The 17,588-nt window shown below is 67.3% G+C and carries 20 protein-coding genes; 8 read left to right on the top strand and 12 right to left on the bottom strand.

Going from position 1 to position 17,588, the window contains the following annotated elements; genetic code table 11:
* Nucleotides 1–55 precede the first annotated feature (55 nt).
* Entirely contained in the window at nt 56–934 is an 879-nt protein-coding gene (locus BKY59_RS09390) for a LysR family transcriptional regulator (protein WP_276205501.1), read from the bottom strand.
* Between the two features lie 412 nt (nt 935–1,346).
* On the opposite strand from BKY59_RS09390, the gene BKY59_RS09385 reads away from it, so the two are divergent.
* The 3 genes from BKY59_RS09385 to BKY59_RS18090 all read left to right on the top strand — a co-directional run bounded on the left by BKY59_RS09385 (nt 1,347) and on the right by BKY59_RS18090 (nt 2,707).
* Nucleotides 1,347–2,009, top strand: a complete 663-nt coding sequence (locus BKY59_RS09385) for a cytochrome P460 family protein (protein ID WP_206362044.1) — start codon at nt 1,347–1,349, stop codon at nt 2,007–2,009.
* Between the two features lie 162 nt (nt 2,010–2,171).
* Nucleotides 2,172–2,522 carry a RidA family protein gene (locus tag BKY59_RS18095; RefSeq protein WP_240500047.1) on the top strand — a complete coding sequence of 117 codons (351 nt, stop codon included), beginning with the start codon at nt 2,172–2,174 and terminating at the stop codon, nt 2,520–2,522.
* On the top strand, nt 2,501–2,707 hold the full coding sequence (locus BKY59_RS18090; RefSeq protein ID WP_240500046.1) for a Rid family hydrolase: 207 nt from the start codon (nt 2,501–2,503) through the stop codon (nt 2,705–2,707). The genes BKY59_RS18095 and BKY59_RS18090 overlap by 22 nt, the downstream gene beginning before the upstream one ends.
* Before the next feature lie 193 nt (nt 2,708–2,900).
* Here the strand turns inward: BKY59_RS18090 and BKY59_RS09375 are convergent, their stop codons facing one another.
* Genes BKY59_RS09375 through BKY59_RS09360 form a run of 4 tightly spaced genes read right to left on the bottom strand, consistent with a single transcriptional unit; the run spans nt 2,901 to nt 5,968 of the window.
* A complete protein-coding gene (locus BKY59_RS09375) occupies nt 2,901–3,959 on the bottom strand; it encodes a fatty acid desaturase family protein (RefSeq protein ID WP_076070921.1) in 1,059 nt (352 codons plus the stop codon).
* 2 nt (nt 3,960–3,961) lie between these two features.
* On the bottom strand, nt 3,962–5,191 hold the full coding sequence (gene hemA / locus BKY59_RS09370; RefSeq protein ID WP_076070919.1) for a 5-aminolevulinate synthase: 1,230 nt from the start codon (nt 5,189–5,191) through the stop codon (nt 3,962–3,964).
* A 15-nt stretch (nt 5,192–5,206) separates the two neighbouring features.
* Nucleotides 5,207–5,512: a hypothetical protein gene (locus BKY59_RS09365; RefSeq protein ID WP_076070917.1), complete on the bottom strand. Its 306-nt coding sequence runs from the start codon at nt 5,510–5,512 to the stop codon at nt 5,207–5,209.
* Between the two features lie 6 nt (nt 5,513–5,518).
* Nucleotides 5,519–5,968, bottom strand: a complete 450-nt coding sequence (locus BKY59_RS09360) for a DUF983 domain-containing protein (protein WP_076070915.1) — start codon at nt 5,966–5,968, stop codon at nt 5,519–5,521.
* A 107-nt stretch (nt 5,969–6,075) separates the two neighbouring features.
* Between BKY59_RS09360 and BKY59_RS09355 the strand changes: the two genes are divergently transcribed.
* The 5 genes from BKY59_RS09355 (at nt 6,076) to BKY59_RS09335 (ending at nt 10,713) form a co-directional block, all read left to right on the top strand.
* Nucleotides 6,076–7,455, top strand: a complete 1,380-nt coding sequence (locus BKY59_RS09355) for an aminotransferase-like domain-containing protein (RefSeq protein WP_076071010.1) — start codon at nt 6,076–6,078, stop codon at nt 7,453–7,455.
* A gap of 119 nt (nt 7,456–7,574) precedes the next feature.
* A complete protein-coding gene (locus tag BKY59_RS09350) occupies nt 7,575–8,972 on the top strand; it encodes a cytochrome ubiquinol oxidase subunit I (protein ID WP_076070913.1) in 1,398 nt (465 codons plus the stop codon).
* Nucleotides 8,973–8,977: 5 nt separating this feature from the next.
* Entirely contained in the window at nt 8,978–9,985 is a 1,008-nt protein-coding gene (cydB, locus tag BKY59_RS09345; protein WP_076070911.1) for a cytochrome d ubiquinol oxidase subunit II, read from the top strand.
* Nucleotides 9,985–10,107, top strand: a complete 123-nt coding sequence (locus BKY59_RS09340; protein WP_076070909.1) for a DUF2474 domain-containing protein — start codon at nt 9,985–9,987, stop codon at nt 10,105–10,107. Before cydB ends, BKY59_RS09340 begins: the two co-directional genes overlap by 1 nt.
* A gap of 90 nt (nt 10,108–10,197) precedes the next feature.
* On the top strand, nt 10,198–10,713 hold the full coding sequence (locus BKY59_RS09335) for a GNAT family N-acetyltransferase (RefSeq protein ID WP_076070908.1): 516 nt from the start codon (nt 10,198–10,200) through the stop codon (nt 10,711–10,713).
* 47 nt (nt 10,714–10,760) lie between these two features.
* Here BKY59_RS09335 and BKY59_RS09330 read toward each other — a convergent pair whose 3' ends face one another.
* The 7 genes from BKY59_RS09330 to BKY59_RS09300 all read right to left on the bottom strand — a co-directional run bounded on the left by BKY59_RS09330 (nt 10,761) and on the right by BKY59_RS09300 (nt 17,583).
* Complete coding sequence (locus BKY59_RS09330; protein WP_076070906.1) at nt 10,761–11,447, bottom strand: DUF1349 domain-containing protein; 687 nt, start codon at nt 11,445–11,447, stop codon at nt 10,761–10,763.
* Between the two features lie 84 nt (nt 11,448–11,531).
* Nucleotides 11,532–12,431 carry an alpha/beta fold hydrolase gene (locus BKY59_RS09325; protein WP_083672020.1) on the bottom strand — a complete coding sequence of 300 codons (900 nt, stop codon included), beginning with the start codon at nt 12,429–12,431 and terminating at the stop codon, nt 11,532–11,534.
* Nucleotides 12,432–12,519: 88 nt separating this feature from the next.
* The gene (pcaF, locus tag BKY59_RS09320) at nt 12,520–13,722 is read right to left on the bottom strand and encodes a 3-oxoadipyl-CoA thiolase (protein WP_076070904.1); all 1,203 of its coding nucleotides are present in this window, start codon (nt 13,720–13,722) and stop codon (nt 12,520–12,522) included.
* Nucleotides 13,719–14,366, bottom strand: a complete 648-nt coding sequence (locus tag BKY59_RS09315) for a 3-oxoacid CoA-transferase subunit B (RefSeq protein ID WP_076070902.1) — start codon at nt 14,364–14,366, stop codon at nt 13,719–13,721. The genes pcaF and BKY59_RS09315 overlap by 4 nt, the downstream gene beginning before the upstream one ends.
* Nucleotides 14,366–15,076 carry a CoA transferase subunit A gene (locus BKY59_RS09310; protein WP_076070900.1) on the bottom strand — a complete coding sequence of 237 codons (711 nt, stop codon included), beginning with the start codon at nt 15,074–15,076 and terminating at the stop codon, nt 14,366–14,368. Before BKY59_RS09310 ends, BKY59_RS09315 begins: the two co-directional genes overlap by 1 nt.
* Before the next feature lie 64 nt (nt 15,077–15,140).
* The gene (locus tag BKY59_RS09305) at nt 15,141–16,640 is read right to left on the bottom strand and encodes an OprO/OprP family phosphate-selective porin (protein WP_076070898.1); all 1,500 of its coding nucleotides are present in this window, start codon (nt 16,638–16,640) and stop codon (nt 15,141–15,143) included.
* Between the two features lie 58 nt (nt 16,641–16,698).
* Nucleotides 16,699–17,583, bottom strand: a complete 885-nt coding sequence (locus tag BKY59_RS09300) for an alpha/beta fold hydrolase (RefSeq protein ID WP_076070896.1) — start codon at nt 17,581–17,583, stop codon at nt 16,699–16,701.
* Between the last annotated feature and the right edge of the window lie 5 nt (nt 17,584–17,588).

The following is a 17,588-nucleotide window of genomic DNA, read 5'->3' as shown; positions in this document are numbered from 1 at the left end:
CGGATCCGACCCCGGTCCACCGTCCGGGTCTGCGGTGGCCCCGCTGGCGATCCCGCTATTCCGCGGACGCGGCGGACCAGCTTCGTGCACGCGACGCGCGCACGAAAGCGTCGGCGGCAATGCCCCGCTTCCGCCCCGCCACCGCACCCAGCACAACCTCGCCGGTCACATCGGCGTCCGGAAAACGGATCGTGCGCAGCCGTTTGTCGTCACGCGGCCGGGGCATGAACGCACTGCCGAGGCCCGCGACGACCAGGCGCTTCACGTCCGCCGGATCGCTCGCCCGGTGCCGGACGACGGGTTCGAAGCCGAGCACCGCGGCGGCCGTCCGCAGGCGGGCGCAGTTCCCGCCATCATGATCGATCCAGGCCTCGTCGCGCGCCGCAAGGAGCGATGTCGGCGGCCGCATCGCCAATGGATGGTCCGCCCGGACGACCATGTAATAGCCGTGGCTGAACAACGGCCAGCGTTCGAGACGATCCGGAGCCGCATCCGGCAACTCGACGATCAGCAGGTCCAGGTCGCCGTTCAGCGCCGCTTCGAGCAGCATCGCGGACGTCCCCGTCGTCAATGTGAGCGCGAACCCGGGCAGGCCCTTGCCGAGTTCCGCCAGGATCGTATCCAGCGTGTCGGTTGCTAGGCTCGCATCGACCCCCAGCACCAGCGGCGCCACGACCGCCTTTCCCACATTCTTCGCAAGCTGCTTGGCCGCTTCCGCCGCCTCGAACGTCCGCTCGAGATGCGGCAGCATGAGGCGCCCCAGGTCGGTCAGGTGGGTGCGACTGCGCTCGCGACGGAAAAGTGCTCCACCAAGCTCGTCCTCCAGTTTCTGGATGGCACGCGTAAGCGATGGTTGGGTGACGTTGCACTCATCCGCCGCGCGCGTGAAGTTGAGCAACCTGACCATCGATAGAAAATATCGAACCTGATGCATTTCCATGCCCGCATGGTAGCAAGCGATCATGGTCGTGGCGACTTCGCTTTGCGGCCGACCGTCAAATTACTGTCGTGCCAGCGCGTCGGTGCCGGCTTTGCTCGCGGCCCGGGACTGCAGCAGCGATCCTGACGGCGGGCGGTGTGGGCGCATGCCTCTATGCGTTCGGCTGTGATGAGGGCTCCCCCCCCCTTCGGCCTGGCCTGGTTCTTGGTCGGCATCGGCCTGACAACCGTCGGGGGAATGCCCGTGGCGCGCCGGTTCCTGCGCTGGTGATCCGTCGACCGCGCAGGAACCGGGGCCGGCGGGTTGTAACCTTTCCCGACTGCCCGACGAACAATGAGATGGAACCCTGTCCATCGATACGATCCTGGGAGGATCTATGGCCCGCCTTACGCCCCACATTTTCCTGATGGCCGCGACCGCACTGATCGCGGGCTGCACGTCCGCGGCCGGCGACGAGACGCGATCCGCCGCCCCCGGTCTGCCGGCGCCGGGGGTGCAACTGATATTCAACGAGCAGGGTCAGGCCGCGCTTCCCAAGGGATATCGCAACTGGGTTCACGCCTACACGTCGTGGGAGGCCATCACGACCACGATCCTCGACGGCACCGTGACGAAGACGCCCGAGCTGCACAGCGTCTATGTGGAGCCGAACAGCTACCGGGTCTTCATGAGGACGGGGAAGTGGCCGGAAGGGTCATTGATGGTCAAGGAGTTCAGCACGACCAACACCGACCCCAAGGACTGCAGCGGCCCGCCGGCGTTCACGTGCAAGCTCGGGGCCAGCACGGTCATCTTCCCCCGGGAACGCACGGGGATCGGCGTGATGCTGAAGGACAACGCACGCTATCCCGGGGAACCGGGAGGTTGGGCATATTTCAGCTTCGGGCATCAGGCCCCGCCCTACCAGAAGGTCTCGCCCGCGCGGGGCCGTGCCCAATGCGCGCAGTGCCATATCGACAATGTCGGGCCGAAGCAGGACTATGTCTGGTCCGTGAAGCTGAACCAACCCGGTTTCCGGCGGGACGGCGACAACGCACGGCGCAACCTCGAAGCTGCTTTGGCGGAATAGTCCAGGCGTTCGATGTCGGCATGGCAACCCCGCCGAACATCATATTCGGGTACGCATTGCCCCAACCGCCGATGTTCGGCTCGCAGGGCATCAATGGAAGCTATCATCATGCACGCCTCGACTTCACATTCCGGATCCCTTGGCCGGCGCGCAGGCTCCGTCTTGCGCGGCCGGTTTGCTGCTGGCGGCCGGCTGTCGGTGACCGGGGCGGTCATCGGCATGGGCCTTGGTCTGGCGACCTGGTCGGACATCGCATTTGCGGCGCCGGCGATCGTCCGTCATGCCGCGACCCCGCCGGGCCTCATCCTGCAGGGGGTGACCGTCCCCGCCGGCGCGAAGATGCTGTATCTGTCCGGGCAACTGGCGGCACCGATCGGCCCCCCGCCGCCGGCCGGCACGCCGCCGACGATCGCGCAGTTCGGCGACACCCGGACCCAAACGATCAGTGTGTTCGAAAAGATCAGGGGACTGCTGGCGGGCAGGAATTTCGCATGGCGGACGTCATCAAACTGACGGTGTTCGTGGCCGGTGATCCCCAACTGGGTGGAAAAATGGATCTTGCCGGGATGAACGATGCCTTCAAACTCTATTTCGGCACCGCGGAGAACCCCAACACCGTTGCACGGTCCACCGTTCAGGTGGCGGCATTGGCGGCACCGCAGTTTCTGGTCGAGATAGAGGCGACGGCGGCCCGATGACGGCGAGGCGACTTTGCGTTAGTCGCCCGATCCGATCACGACCGGGCGACAACCGGCGGGCGACAACCGGCGGACGGCATCCGCGCAAGCCACGCCCCCTCCAATGGACCGGCGTCGCGGCCACCACCCCCGCTCCGGATCGATCCGGTTCGCATACGGCAGCAGACGGAGGTGCGGCGCCCATGACCAGGCCTTATGTCGGCGGTGGACGCCCGACGGCGCGATCTGCCTGCCACAAGCGGGTCAGCAACGCCGGCAGACTCCTGTGGTTACCGCCCGCATAGGGCGACCCGGTCGGCAGGGAGGCGGACAGTCTGCGATGCGCCTCGCCGAGTGCATGATAGGGAATGCCCGGCAGCAGGTGGTGGAGTGCATGATAGCGCAGCCCCACCGGCGCCCACAGCATCGGCAGAAGCGCCGGTGGCGGCACGTTGACGCTGTCGAGATATTGCGCCGTCACGTCGAACGGCGTTCCATCCCCTTCCCAAAGATGCGCGGCCAGGGTTCGCACCTGGTTCAGGCAGGCGATCACCGAAACGGTGGCGAGGCAGGTCAGCGCCACCCGGACCGGTATCCAGCCTGCGATCGTCAGCCCGACTGTCGCGATCGCCCACAGGCTTGTCGCAGACTCCTGGATCAGCCAGCGGCGACGAAAGGCCCCGTCCGGCGGCCGCCTGCGAAAGGCGGGATTGATGGTGAGCGCCGACCACCGTTCGACCACGATCCTCCGCACCGGTGCGGCATACAGCGACAGCGGCGCCAGCACGGCGAAGCGCACGAGCAGCAGCAGCGGCGTGAGGAGCGACAGTAGCACGAATGGCGGCAACGCCCACCGCGACATGCCGGCCAGGGGGAGATATTCCGGGTCCTGCGCGGTCCCATAGCGGGTCCGCGCATGATGGAGATTGTGCACGCCTTCATAAAGGAAGGACGGCACCATCATCGGAATGCCGACAAGGACATTCCACGCCGTCCGAAAACCGCGCACGGTGGTCGGCTTCAGATGGGTCAGCTCATGGATGAAGCTTTCGGCACGGTAGAGCGCCAGCACCGCCACCGCCCCGGCCACCAGCCGGACCGACCCGCCGGTCATGCAGGCCAGCGCGAGCGCGCCGTAGCCAAGCAGCACCGAGGCAAGCAGGTCGGTCCAGAAGATGACAGGATTGGCACGGTTCAGGTCGCGCGTCAGCCCGGCGGCAGCGCGAATAAGGTCGTGACCGTCGACATCGTTCGGTTGGCACGCGTTCGTCATCGTCAGGCCGCAGCGCGCAAGTCGGCGGCATCCCAGCCCAGTTCGCGCCGTGCATCGACCAGCGCTGCGACCAGCGCGTCGATATCGGCGTCCCCATGCGCCGGCGTCGGCGTGATCCGCAGCCGCTCCTGTCCGACCGCCACCGTCGGATAGTTGATAGGCTGGACGTAGATGGCGTGACGATCGAGCAGCAGGGCGCTTGTCTGTCGGCAGAGATGCGCGTCCCCGATCAGGACCGGCACGATATGACTTTCCGTCGCGCCGAGCCGGAACCCGGCTTCCCGCAGCCGGGTCTTCAGCCTGTCGGCATTGGCCTGCTGGCGCACGCGCAGGCCGGCATCCGTTCTGAGGTTCCGCACGGCCGCGAGGGCGCCCGCCGCCAGATGCGGACAGAGCGACGTCGTGAAGATGAAACTGTCGGCAAAGCTGCGGATGACGTCGATCAGCAACGCCGGCCCCGCGACATACCCCCCCATCACCCCGAACGCCTTGGCAAGCGTGCCTTCGATGATGGTGACGCGGTCGGCAACCCCGTCGCGCTGCGCGATCCCGCCCCCCGTCGGTCCGTACATGCCGACCGCATGCACCTCGTCCAGATAGGTCAGCGCGCCGTAGCGGTCCGCCAGGTCGCAGATCGCCGCGATCGGCGCGATGTCGCCGTCCATCGAGTAGACGCTCTCGAAGGCGATGATCTTGGGACGGTCCGGATCGACGGACCGCAGCTTGACCTCCAGGTCGGCAAGGTCGTTATGCGCGAAGATGAAACGCTCCGCACCCGAACGGCGTATGCCCTCGATCATCGAATTGTGGTTCAGCGCATCCGAAAATATCGCGCAGCCCGGTAGCAGCCGTCCAAGGGTTCCCAGGCTGGCGAGGTTCGATATCCAGCCGGACGTGAAGAGCAGGGCGGCCTCCTTGCCGTGCAGGTCGGCGAGTTCGGTCTCCAGCGCGACATGGTGGCGGTTTGTGCCGGAAATGTTGCGCGTGCCGCCGGCACCCGCCCCGTTCGTCGCGATCGCCTCGTGCATCGCGCTCAGCACCGCCGGGTCCTGTCCCATGCCCAGATAGTCGTTACTGCACCACACGGTCACCGGTTTCGACACGCCGTTCGGTCCACGCCAGCGCGCTTTCGGAAATGACCCGACGATCCGTTCGAGTTCGACGAAGGTGCGATAGCGTCCGTCCAGCCGGGTCTCGGCCAGCAGCCGTTCGAAATGCGCAAAAGTGTCCATGACGGTGTCCCGGGGTTAGTCGTAGGATTGGGTCGGCGGGTTCGTCCCCGCCAGGGCATGGCGTGCCACGCTGCCCGCATCGTGCGCGGCGTCGGTCGCGCCGCTGCCGTCATCGTCCCAGAAGGCCGGTGCCGCATAGACGGCCAGCGCCGCTTCCAGCCGCAGGGTGCGTTCGGCCTGCCGCCCGATGATCTGCAACGCGATCCGGACTTCGGCGAAATCGTCGCCGTCCCCTGCCAGGACGATCCGGGCTTCCGCGTCATATCCGCGATCGGCCAGGTGCCGCCCGGCCACGACGCGTGCCTTGGCAAGATCATCCATCGGGCGTCACCATGGATGCGCGGGTTGCTCGACCCCCGGCTTGTCGGGTCCGTACGGATGCCAGACACCCGACAGCCGCCCTTCGCGCGCCTTGTGGCGATACTGGACGCAGGTGAACCACCCCTTCAACGGCCGCAGCGGCGCCAGGCAGGTCAGCAGCATGAAGGGCAGGCTGGTCAGCAGATGAACCCAGGCCGGCGGGTCGAAGGCGATCTGGATCGACAGCGCCACGATCAGCGCGGGGACGCAACCGAAGCAGATCACCATGAAGGCCGGGCCGTCCGCCGGATCGGCGAAGGCGTAGTCGAGCCCACAGCAGGGACAGTCACGACGCAGCGCCAGAAAACCGCTGAACAGGCTGCCCTTGCCGCACCGCGGACACCGGCCGCGCAGCCCGGTCCTCATCGGGTCCAGATGAGGCCACGCATCGACTTCGATGTTCTGCAGTTCCGTCATTGCCCTTGCTCCGACCCACGCTATCGCCGTACGACTCACCCGACGACTTGAAGTATATTGTTTCATTATGTATGGCCTACAATACCATGCATTGTCAAGGTTTCACCATGCACGACTGGATGCCGGATCTTGCCGAGGGCACCGGCCCTAAATATGTCGCCATTGCCGGCGCGCTCGTCCGGGACATCGAACGCGGCGTGTTGCGCCCCGGCGACCGCCTCCCGCCGCAACGCGTGCTGGCGGAACGGCTGGGCATCGACCTGACGACCGTGACGAAGGCCTATAACGACGTGCGCCGTCGCGGCCTGATGGAGGGTGGCGGTCGGCGTGGAAGCTTCGTCAGCGAACGGGGAGCGACAACGCCGGACGCCCCGGAGGAACTGCGGCTCGACACGGGCATGAACCTTCCGCCGGAGCCTGCGGGTGGATCGTTCGCGCCGTCCTACGCCGCCGGCGTCACGGCCCTGCTCGATCGCCCGGGCGGGATCGGCGCGATGCAATATCAGCCGAGCGGCGGGGCACCGGCCGACCGTGCCGCCGCCGCCGCCGCGTTGCGGGCACGCGGCATGGAGGCATCCGACGAGATGGTGCTGATCACCAGCGGCAGCCAGAACGCCCTCCACGCCATCGTCAGCGCCGCGCTGCAACCGGGCGACGTGATCTGCACGCCCGCCTATGTCTATCCCGGCTTCATCGGCCTTGCCCGGCGCTACGCCCTCATCCTGAAACCCGTGCGCACGGACGCGGAGGGGATCCTCCCGGACGCGCTCGAAACCGCGGCGCAGGCCGGTGCGAAGGCGCTCTACATCGTGCCGGACAACGACAATCCGACGACGGCGACCATGGGACTGGCCCGCAGACGCGCCATCGCCGCGATCGCCGTCAAACATGGCCTCACGATCATCGAGGACGACGCATATGGTCAACTGGCGGCCGAACCGCTGCCGTCGCTCGCCTGCTTCGCGCCCGACCACACCTGGCACGTCGCCACCATGTCGAAGATCATATCTCCGGGCCTGCGGGTCGCCTGGCTGCGCGCGCCGTCGGTCCGCCAGGCCTGGCGGCTGGCCTCCGACATTCACGAAACCGCCATCATGGCGCCACCGCTCAATGCCGCGCTGACGACGCTGTGGCTGCGCGACGGCAGCTTCGAACGGCTCGTTGCCGAGGTGCGCGAAGAATCGATCGCCCGCCAGCAGCTGGCCGCGGTCATCCTGGCCGACGTGCCCTTCTCCGCCCAGCCGGACGGCTATCATCTCTGGATGCCGCTGGCCGACAGCGCGTCGCCCGCCGACATCGTCAACGCGCTGCGTCCGGCCGGGCTGTCGGTGGTTCCGTCCGACGCCTTTGCGGTCGGCCGCGATGCCGCCCCCGCCTTGCGGGTGTCGATCGGCGGCGGCCTCTCGCGCGAACGGCTTGGCCGGACATTGCGGCTGCTCGATGCGCTGGTGGTTCAGGACGCACGGCGGAACGCCCCGATCGTCTGATCCGCAGCATACGAAACATATTGCATGGCCTTTGCGTCGAATGTATGGAGCCAACATGCCATGCAATATGTCGACGGGGTCCAGCGGACGGGTCGACTTTTCCTGATCCGAGGCTGCCCATGTTCGATCATCTCGACGCACTCGTCCTGGCCCGCGCGCAGTTCGCGTTCACCGTGTCGTTCCACTTCATCTTCCCCAGCTTCTCGATCGGGCTGGCCAGCTACCTGATGGTGCTGGAGGGTCTGTGGCTGAAGACCGGCAGGGGGGTGTACGCCAATCTCTACCGCTACTGGCTGAAGATCTTCGCCGTCGCGTTCGGCATGGGCGTCGTGTCGGGCATCGTCATGTCCTATCAGTTCGGCACCAACTGGTCGGTCTTCTCCGACAAGGCAGGACCGGTGATCGGCCCCCTGATGGCCTATGAGGTGCTGACCGCCTTCTTCCTCGAAGCCGGGTTCCTCGGCGTGATGCTGTTCGGGATCAGCAAGGTCGGCAAGGGACTGCACTTCTTTGCGACCTGCATGGTGGCGCTCGGCACCTTCATCTCGGCGACCTGGATCATCAGCACCAACAGCTGGATGCACACGCCCGCCGGCTTCGCGATCAACGCGCAGGGTCAGTTCGTGCCGGCGGGGTCGTGGCTGCCGATCATCTTCAATCCCAGCTTCCCCTATCGCCTGACGCATGTCGTGCTCGCCGCCTATCTGACGACCTCGCTGGTCGTGGCCGCGGTCGGCGCTTGGCACCTGCTGCGCGATCGGCAGAATCCCGGCGCCCGCAAGATGTTCTCGATGGCCATGTGGATGGTCGTGATCGCGGCCCCGCTTCAGATCGCGGCGGGCGATACGCAGGGGCTGAACACGCTCGAGCATCAACCCGCCAAACTGCTGGCGATGGAGGGCGATTTCGACGCCAGCCCGAACGGCGCGCCGCTGATCCTGTTCGGCATCCCGAGCCAGAAGGACGCGAAGGTCCACTACAAGGTGGAACTGCCGCGTCTCGGCTCGTTGATCCTCAAGCATGATCCGACCGCGCCGCTGCCCGGTCTCAAGGATTTCCCGCGCGACAAATGGCCGCCGGTGGCGATCGTCTTCTGGTCGTTCCGGCTGATGGTGGCACTGGGTATGGCCATGCTCGGCCTCGGTGTGTTCGGGCTGTGGGCGCGCTATCGCAAGCGTCTGTACGACTGGCCGCTGCTCCACCGCACGGCGCTGCTGCTCGGCCCGTCCGGGTTCGTCGCCGTCATCGCCGGCTGGGTGACCACCGAGGTCGGTCGGCAACCCTATACGGTGTACGGCTATCTCCTCACCTCCCAGTCGCACTCGCCGCTGGCGGCCTCCGCCGTCGCAACGTCGCTCGCCGCCTTCGTCGTGGTCTATTTCGCGGTGTTCGGCGCCGGCACCTACTATCTGCTGCGGCTGATGAGCCATGCGCCCGAAGCGCATGAGAGCGAACCGGCGAACATTCCGCAACGCGCCAGCGGCATCACGCCGGCCGCGTCGGTCGTGGGGGAGTAGGAACCATGCACTACAACTATGACCTCGCCACGATCTGGGCGTTCATCCTCGCCTTCGCGATCTTCGCCTATGTCGTGATGGACGGCTTCGATCTGGGCATCGGCATCCTGTTCCCTAGCTTCGCGGTCGGCGACGAGCGCGATCAGGCCATGAACTCGATCGCGCCCGTCTGGGACGGCAACGAGACCTGGCTTGTGCTGGGCGGCGGCGGCCTGATGGCGGCGTTCCCGCTGGCCTATGCCATCATCCTGCCGGCCACCTACCCGCTGGTCATCGCGATGCTGCTCGGCCTCGTCTTCCGGGGCGTCGCGTTCGAATATCGCTGGCGCGATCCCCGCCACCGCGCCTTGTGGGATGCGGCGTTCACGCTCGGATCGGTCGTCGCCACTTTGGCGCAGGGTATGCTGCTGGGCGCGGTGCTACAGGGCATCCATGTCGAGAACCGGGCCTATGCCGGCGGCTGGCTGGACTGGCTCACACCGTTCAGCGTGCTGACCGGCGTGTCGCTGCTGATCGGCTATGCCCTGCTCGGTGCCAGCTGGCTGATCGGCAAGACCGACGGGCAGGCGCAGCAGCACGCGCGCCGGCTTTCCTTCTGGCTCGGCATCGCGACGTTCATGGCGATGGCCGCGGTCAGCGCGGCGACGCCGTTCCTGTCCTTCGACTACTGGCATCGCTGGTTCGAAATGCCCGGCGTGCTGCTGACGGCGCAGGTGCCGCTTCTGGTGGTCCTCGCCGCGGCCGGATTCTTCTGGAGCCTGAAGCGCGGCAGCGAGCGTTTGCCGTTTCTCATCACGCTCCTGTTGTTCGCGCTCGGGTTCGTCGGTCTGGGGATCAGCATGTTTCCCTATGTCGTCCCGCGCGCGGTCACGATCTGGCAGGCCGCGGCACCGGGAAAGAGCCAGATGTTCATGCTGGTCGGCACCGTCGTCATCATACCGTTGATCCTCGGCTATACGGGTTGGGCCTACTGGGTCTTTCGCGGCAAGGCCGGTGTGGAAGGATATCATTGATGGCCGATCTCCAACCCCGCCCGCTGTGGAAACGCCTCGGCTGGATGGCGGCGATCTGGCTGCTCAGCGTGCTGGCCGTGGGGCTGGTCGCGCAGGTCATCCGGTTCTGGATCCACCCCTGATCGCGGGCGGCCCCAGGATCGCTTATCCATGATCCGGGTTCGAGCGGGAAGACGCGTTGCCCTCCGCCGGTCGATCCCATAGCGTTCGGTATGACGATCGAGATACGGCCACTGGCCGACACCGACATCGCGGCGGCGCTGGTGATCCAGACGGCGAGCTACCCCTCGTTCCTGATCGAGGACGATGCGGCGTTCGCCAGTCGCATCGCATTCTCACCCAACCATTCGCTCGCCGCCGTGCAGTCCGGGCGGCTGGCCGGCTATGTCCTGGCGCATTCCTGGGTCACCCGGTCGCCGCCCGCGATCGGCACGACACTGGACCCGAACGTCGCGACGGACGGAACGCTCTTCATCCATGACCTGGCCGTCGCCGGGTTCGCGCGGGGCACGGGTCTGGCCCGTCGGCTCGTCGACCATGTCATGGCGCTGGCGTCCCGGCACGGCATGACGTCCGCCGAACTGATCGCGGTCGAGGGCGCCGCGCGTTTCTGGCACGGGATGGGTTTCGCCGAGGACGATCAGCCGGACCTGGCGGGCAAGGTCGCCGCCTACGGCGACGCCGCGCGCTACATGGTCCGGCCGATACCGCCCGGCTCCGCGGACTGACGCGGGGGGCGGCCGCTGGGCGCGTGCGCTTCCGCCCCGCCGAACGATCACTGCCCCAGTCTGAAGTCCGCGATGCTCTTCTGCGTCAGCGACAGGGCCTCGAATTTCGTAGTCGTGCCCTTCCCCAGCGGCGACTGCGTGCTGATGCCCAGCCAGATCTTGTCGGGATAGCCGTTCTTGAACAACCGGACGAGTTGCCAGCTCCGGCCATCGATCGAGTAATAGAGCCCGACCGTCTTGGTATCCGACGAGATCTTCATCATGACCGATTTCGCCGTCACGACGTCATGGTTGTTGTCGTCCGACGTGCCATCGGTCCGGACGGAGACGATCCGGGTCTTGCCCCGCTCGTCCCGTTCCATCGCCAGCTTCAACCAGAGATCGTCGCGGACCCAGACATACAGCGTTCCCGCATCATAGGTAGCGTTGAACTGCGGCGTCAGCCGGGCGGTCAGCGTGAACGGCCGGCGGTTGTCGACTCCGGCCAGCAGGACGGGTGCCGTATTGTTCGACAGCTTGCCGTCCGGATCGCGGAAATTGTCGCGCTTGGCGTCGCTCCGCAGGGTCAGCGCCCCGCCAGACGAAACGGCGTTGTCCGCGGCACCGTTCAGCGACCGCGTGAAACCGATGCCGGGAAGGGTGATGCGGACCGGCCTGTCGCCCAGTTCCTGCGCCTGTGCCGGACTGGCGACGGCGAACGCGGCAAACGCAGCCACCGGCAACAACATCCTCATGATCCGAACTTTCCTCTTCCAGAATGGGGTCGTGCCGTCCGGCGCGACCCCGCCCCACGATCCGGCCACAGGACCGGGCCGGCGTCAACGCGCGCGTGCATAGACCCGTTTGGCAAAGGCGGCGATCGCCTCGGCCATTTCGCGGGGTTTCTCCGGCGCCATGGCATGGCCGCTGCCGGCGATCACCCGCGTCTCGACGCGGTCGGGGATCAGTGCCTGGAGGACGTTCTTGACGACCACCGCGTCATGTTCACCCTGCAGGTCGAGGATCGGCACCGTCTTTCCACCGGAATAATAGCTGTCGATCGGCGTGATGATGCGGGCGTGCGCCTGTGCATCGTGCGTCGCATGATACCAGCCGGTCAGCCATGGTCGCGGATCGTTGCCCGGTGCGAAGAACGCCTGCCGCAGATAGGTCAGCCGCTGTTCGCGCGGCAGCGCCATATTGCCCGAACCGTCGATGGCTTCGCGAAGCCGGCCATAGGGTTTCTCGGTCGATCCGGGCGGAACCTTGCCGACCGATGCCGCCGCCATCACGATGCCGCGCACCAGATCGGGCCGGTCGACGGCCAGCATGCGCGCCGGCTGGCTGCCCCAGGCATGCCCCACGATGATCGCGGGGCCGGTCTTCCGATCGTCCATGACCATCGCGACGTCCGCCGCGAAGTCATGCAGCGTCAGGCCCGTCATCGGCCCCTTGCTGGCCTTGATACCGCGCGGTTCGGGCCGGATGACCCGGTAGCCGTCCGCCGCGAGATAGCGGGCGACGCTGTCATAATCCTCCGCCGACCGCCCCAGCGAGGGCAGGATGACGATCGCGCGTCCGGCACCCTGCTCCAGAACCTCGATCTGGACCGCGCCCTTGCGAACGATCGTCCGCGCCACGTCGGCCGCCCCGGCCGCCCCGGCCGCCCCGGCCGCCGCCGATGGCTGGGCGGACATGATCGCGACCATGCACGTCGCGATGATGGGCATGATTTTCATGGCAATACTCTCCTGTCGTTCTGACAAAACTCGAACGGTTTTGTTCGCCGTTTCCCCGCATTCCGCCGGTTTCGCGGCGGACGAGACGTCACACGCGCTCCAGCAGCAGCGCGATGCCCTGCCCGACGCCGATGCACATGAAGGCGAGCGCATATCGCCCCTGCGTCCGTTGCAGTTCCTCGACCGCGGACATCGTGATCCGCGCACCCGACATGCCGAGCGGATGGCCCAGCGCGATCCCGCCGCCGTTGCGGTTGACGCGCGGGTCCGCCGGATCGACGCCAAGGTCGCGCAACGTGGCGATCGCCTGGCTCGCAAACGCCTCGTTCAGCTCGATCACGTCGATCGCGTCCATGCCGATCCCGGTGCGCGCGATCAGGCGGCGCGCCGCATCGATCGGCCCCACCCCCATGACCCGCGGCGCGACCCCGGCCGCCGCCATGCCGACGATCCGCGCGCGCGGCGTCAGGCCATGTTCGACCGCCGCCGCCTCGGACGCCACCAGCATGGCGGCGGCACCGTCGTTCAGACCCGATGCGTTGCCGGCGGTGACCGTGCCGTCGGGCCGGACGACGGGGCGCAGCTTGGCCAGCGCCTCCAGGCTCGTCTCGCGCGGATGCTCGTCGCGGTCGAACAGTACGGGGTCGCCCTTGCGCTGCGGAACGCTGACCGGGACGATCTCGGCCGCGAACCGGCCGTTCGCCTGCGCCGCGGCGGCCTTCTGCTGGCTCGCGAGGGCGAACGCATCCTGATCCTCGCGGCTCACACGCCATTTGTCGGCGACGTTCTCCGCGGTCTGCGGCATCGAATCGACGCCATAGGCCGCCTGCATCGCCGGGTTGACGAACCGCCAGCCCAGCGTCGTGTCCTCCAGCGTCTGCGCCCGGCCGAACGCGCTGACGGACTTGCCCATCACATATGGCGCGCGAGTCATGCTCTCGACGCCGCCGGCGATCATCAGATCGGCATCGCCGGATCGGATGGCGCGCGCCGCCGATCCGACCGCATCGAGGCCCGATCCGCACAGCCGGTTGACCGTCGTGCCGGGAACATCCTCGGGCAGGCCGGCCAGCAGCACCGCCATGCGGGCGACGTTGCGGTTGTCCTCGCCCGCCTGGTTGGCGCAGCCCAGGATCGCGTCGTCGACCGCCTGCCAGTCGACATGCGCGTTGCGCGTCATCAGCGCGCGGATCGGAATGGCGGCAAGGTCGTCGGCACGGATGCTGGACAGGGCGCCGTTCAGGCGGCCGATCGGGGTGCGAATGGCATCGCAGATAAAGGCGTCGCTCATGCGGCTGGCTCCTGTGTCACGGTGAAGGGGGCTCCGGTCTTCGCGCGTATCTCGTCGATGGTGACGCCCGGCGCGCATTCGATCAGCCGCAGGCCCGGCTTCTCGCAGGCCATCACGCAAAGGTCGGTCACGACCAGGTCGACGCAGGCCTTTCCGGTCAGCGGCAGGCTGCATTCGGGCAGGATCTTGGGCGCGCCGGACTTGCTGACATGGTCCATCACGACGACCACGCGCTTGACGCCGGCCACCAGGTCCATGGCACCGCCCATGCCCTTCACCATCTTGCCCGGGATCGTCCAGTTGGCGATGTCGCCGGCGGCCGACACTTCCATCGCGCCCAGCACGGTGAGGTCGATATGCCCGCCCCGGATCATGGCGAAGCTGTCGGCGGACGAAAAGAAGCTCGACGTCGGCAGCGCGGTGATCGTCTGCTTTCCGGCGTTGATCAGGTCGGGATCCGCCTCGCCCTCGAACGGAAAGGGCCCCATGCCGAGCATCCCGTTTTCGGACTGCAGCGTGACGTCGATGCCCGCCGGAATATGATTGGCGACCAGCGTCGGGATGCCGATCCCCAGATTGACGTAGTAGCCATCCTGCAGTTCGGCGGCCGCACGCGCGGCCATCTGTTCACGCGTCCAGGCCATCAGACGGTCTCCCTCTGGCGGATCGTCAATTTCTCGATCCGCTTCTCGTTGACGGTGCTCAGCACGATCCGATCGACATAGATGCCCGGCGTGTGGATGCAGTCGGGGTCGAACGTGCCCGCGGGCACGATCTCCTCCACTTCGACGACCGTCACCTTGCCGGCGGTCGCCATGTTGGGATTGAAGTTGCGCGCGGTCTTGCGGAACATCAGGTTGCCCGCCGGGTCCGCCCGCCATGCCTTCACGATCGACAGGTCGGCGCGCAGCCACGTCTCGCGCACATAGTCCTCGCCGTCGAACGTCTCGACGGGCTTGCCCTCAGCCACGACGGTGCCGACGCCGGTCTTGGTGAAGAACGCCGGAATGCCGGCCCCGCCCGCGCGGATCCGCTCGGCCAGCGTCCCCTGCGGCGTCAGTTCCAGCGCCAGTTCACCGCTCAGATATTGCTGTTCGAACAGCTTGTTCTCCCCGACATAGCTGGAGATCATCTTGGTGACCTGCCGGCTTTCCAGCAGCATCCACAGGCCGAACCCGTCCGCCCCGGCATTGTTGGATACCACCGTCAATCCGGTCACCCCGCTCGCGCGGATCTCCGGGATCAGACTTTCCGGGTTGCCCGACAGGCCGAACCCGCCCGACATGATCGTCATGCCGTCGAACAGCAGCCCGTCCAGGGCGGCGGCAGGCGTTTCGAAAATCTTGCGGCTCATGGCCTCTCCAATGCTCGGTCGATAGAAGGTCCGGATGTGCCTCGGCACCCGGCGCGACGGCGGGTCAGAACTGCAACTGGAAACGGGCGTTGACCGTCTGCCCGTCGTCCTTGCCGGGGTTGGTGCCGGCGCGGTTGTCCAGTTCCCACTGGGTCAGGTCCAGCATGATGCGGGTGATGCCGTTCAGATACCAGTTCGTGCCGAGCGTAAGGGACCGGCCCTGACCGCCGAGCGGCAGGTCGCTATAGTCGACATTCTCGTAGCGCGCCTGGATCGACAGCACGCCCGGCCCGCCCTCGGTCACCGGCCGGTCGACGATCGTGCGGCCCCACACGCCGCGCCGGGCGTCGTAGGGCGGCCTGCCGCCGAACAGGAACAGCCCCGCATCGATGCTGTAGGCGGAGTGGTGCAGATTGCCGGCGTCGCGGTACAGGACGCGGCGGCCCCATTCGTTCTGCGTCCAGAAGCGGCCGGATACGAAGGCGAGTTCCACGCCGTAGCCGACGTCGCTGCGGACCGATCCGGGCGTTCCGGGCAACAGCCGGACGAGCGTGTTGAAATCGCCGGCCAGCGCCGTATTGCGCACCACGCCGGTCGCGCCCGCGGGCAGCCCCTCGCGAAAGCCCCAGGCGCCCAGATGGAGCGTCGCCGTCTTCGACTTCACCGGGTTCCAGTGCACCCGGCTCAGCACCGTGAAGCCGTCATTGTTGTCGCCGATATTGTTCGGATCCTCGCCGGTCGCCTGCAACGAGGCATGCCAGTTCGATCCGAAGACGCGTTCCTGCACGCCGACGCCCCAATAACCGCGCTGCGGCAGGATCGCGCCGGCCACCACGTTGAAATTGCGGAACTGCGCCGCCCCGACCCCCGCCGATCCGTCCATCGTACGGTCGTTGAACCGGTTGCCCAGGCTCGTTTCGGCGTCGAGGCCGAACAGCGGATGGCGGAAGGTCACGAACGCCGATTTCCAGACGACGCGGTTCCGCGCGAAATCGCCTTCCAGCGCCCAGGACATGTCGCCCACCGCACCCTCGAACCCCAGGCGGGCCGAACTGAGGCTGGTGCCGCTGACGTTGCGCCCCTGGTCGGACCCGCCGGTTGCCGACGCGTCGAAGAACAGCCGGCCGCGCGGGCGGAACCAGCTGCGTCCGTCCGCCGACGCGAGACGTGGCAGGCCGTTCACGAATTTCACTCCCGTCTTGCTCGGGTCCGCCGCCGGTGGCGCGGCCTCGGCGTTTGCGAAACGCAGGATACGCCCGGTCGCCGGGGGCTTGCCCGCGGCGGTGTCCGTCGTCGCCGCGGGCGCCGTCTTCGCGACGCCGGTCGCCGGTGCCGCAGACGCGACGGCCTGCGCCGGATCGGCCCGACCCGCCACCTCCAGCAGGCGCAGGCGTTCCTCCAGCCCCTCGATCCGCGCGGCCTGCGCCCGGACGAGCGTTTCGAGGTCCATCTGCGCGGCGGGCCGGGCCGCCGTGGCGTCGGCCGCCTGCCCCCACGCGACGGACGGCAGGAGGACGAGCGGCAGCGCGATCGCCGCCCGCCTGAGGGTGCGATAGTCGGTCATGACCGATACCTTCAAATGACCGGCCGCCCCCTGTCGTCAGGGGGCGGCGGGAAGGATCCTACTTGGCGTAGACCTTGCGGGCGAACGCGGCGATCGCGTCGGCCATCGCGACCGGCTGCTCCGGTGCCATCGCATGGCCGGCGTTGGGAATGACCTGTACGGTCACGCGGTCGCCCAGCATGCTCTTCAGCACGCCCGAGAAGCGCCGCGGCGCGACAGTGTCCTTCTCCGCCTGCAGGTCGAGGATCGGCGCGGTGCCGGCCGCGAAATAGTCGTCCACCGGCGTGTTGTTGCGGGCATAGCCTTGCGCGTCATGCGTCTCCTTGTGCCAGCCGCCGAGCCACACGCGCGGGTCGTTGCCGGGGGCGAAGAACGCCTTGCGCAGATATTCCAGCCGCTTGGCCTCGGGCAATTCGGTGTGGCTCGGACCGTCGATTGCCTCGCGCATTTCCGCATTGATCGGCTTCTCGCCCGACCCCGGCGGCACCTTGCCAGCCGACGCGGCGACGAGCACGACGCCGCGGACCAGATCCGGGCGGTCGGTCGCAAGCTGGCGGGCCGGGAAATTGCCCCAGGCATGACCGACGACGACGACCGGCCCGGCCTTCTCGTGATCGACCACCGCTGCGACGTCGCGCGCGAAATCATGGATCGACAGCTTTTCCATCGGTCCCTTGCTGCGGCCGATGCCGCGCGGTTCGGGCCGCAACACGCGGAAACCGGACTTCTGGAGCCGTGCTGCGACCTTGTCGTAATCCCGGCCGGAACGGCCGAGCGAAGGCAGCATCACGATCACCGGTCCCTTGCCCTGCGTCGTGACGTCGATCTGGACATTGTCGTAGCGCACCAGTTCGTGACCGAGCGGCTGCGCATATGCCGGCGCTGCGACGGCCATCGTGGCGATGGCGATGGGCGCGATGAGGTGACGGGTCATGCTGTTCATGGTTT

The sequence above is a fragment of the Sphingomonas montana genome (assembly GCF_001956315.1).
Classification (GTDB): domain Bacteria; phylum Pseudomonadota; class Alphaproteobacteria; order Sphingomonadales; family Sphingomonadaceae; genus Sphingomonas_R; species Sphingomonas_R montana.
This window is presented reverse-complemented; position numbering and strand designations above follow the sequence as displayed.

Bases quoted from the DNA above. Each gene is read 5' to 3' on its own strand.
- BKY59_RS09390 (WP_276205501.1), bottom strand. From the start codon at position 934: ATGCATCAGGTTCGATATTTTCTATCGATGGTCAGGTTGCTCAACTTC.
- BKY59_RS09385 (WP_206362044.1), top strand. From the start codon at position 1,347: ATGGCCGCGACCGCACTGATCGCGGGCTGCACGTCCGCGGCCGGCGAC.
- BKY59_RS18090 (WP_240500046.1), top strand. From the start codon at position 2,501: ATGGCGGACGTCATCAAACTGACGGTGTTCGTGGCCGGTGATCCCCAA.
- BKY59_RS09375 (WP_076070921.1), bottom strand. From the start codon at position 3,959: ATGACGAACGCGTGCCAACCGAACGATGTCGACGGTCACGACCTTATT.
- hemA (WP_076070919.1), bottom strand. From the start codon at position 5,191: ATGGACACTTTTGCGCATTTCGAACGGCTGCTGGCCGAGACCCGGCTG.
- BKY59_RS09365 (WP_076070917.1), bottom strand. From the start codon at position 5,512: ATGGATGATCTTGCCAAGGCACGCGTCGTGGCCGGGCGGCACCTGGCC.
- BKY59_RS09360 (WP_076070915.1), bottom strand. From the start codon at position 5,968: ATGACGGAACTGCAGAACATCGAAGTCGATGCGTGGCCTCATCTGGAC.
- BKY59_RS09355 (WP_076071010.1), top strand. From the start codon at position 6,076: ATGCACGACTGGATGCCGGATCTTGCCGAGGGCACCGGCCCTAAATAT.
- BKY59_RS09350 (WP_076070913.1), top strand. From the start codon at position 7,575: ATGTTCGATCATCTCGACGCACTCGTCCTGGCCCGCGCGCAGTTCGCG.
- cydB (WP_076070911.1), top strand. From the start codon at position 8,978: ATGCACTACAACTATGACCTCGCCACGATCTGGGCGTTCATCCTCGCC.
- BKY59_RS09340 (WP_076070909.1), top strand. From the start codon at position 9,985: ATGGCCGATCTCCAACCCCGCCCGCTGTGGAAACGCCTCGGCTGGATG.
- BKY59_RS09335 (WP_076070908.1), top strand. From the start codon at position 10,198: ATGACGATCGAGATACGGCCACTGGCCGACACCGACATCGCGGCGGCG.
- BKY59_RS09330 (WP_076070906.1), bottom strand. From the start codon at position 11,447: ATGAGGATGTTGTTGCCGGTGGCTGCGTTTGCCGCGTTCGCCGTCGCC.
- BKY59_RS09325 (WP_083672020.1), bottom strand. From the start codon at position 12,431: ATGAAAATCATGCCCATCATCGCGACGTGCATGGTCGCGATCATGTCC.
- pcaF (WP_076070904.1), bottom strand. From the start codon at position 13,722: ATGAGCGACGCCTTTATCTGCGATGCCATTCGCACCCCGATCGGCCGC.
- BKY59_RS09315 (WP_076070902.1), bottom strand. From the start codon at position 14,366: ATGGCCTGGACGCGTGAACAGATGGCCGCGCGTGCGGCCGCCGAACTG.
- BKY59_RS09310 (WP_076070900.1), bottom strand. From the start codon at position 15,076: ATGAGCCGCAAGATTTTCGAAACGCCTGCCGCCGCCCTGGACGGGCTG.
- BKY59_RS09305 (WP_076070898.1), bottom strand. From the start codon at position 16,640: ATGACCGACTATCGCACCCTCAGGCGGGCGGCGATCGCGCTGCCGCTC.
- BKY59_RS09300 (WP_076070896.1), bottom strand. From the start codon at position 17,583: ATGAACAGCATGACCCGTCACCTCATCGCGCCCATCGCCATCGCCACG.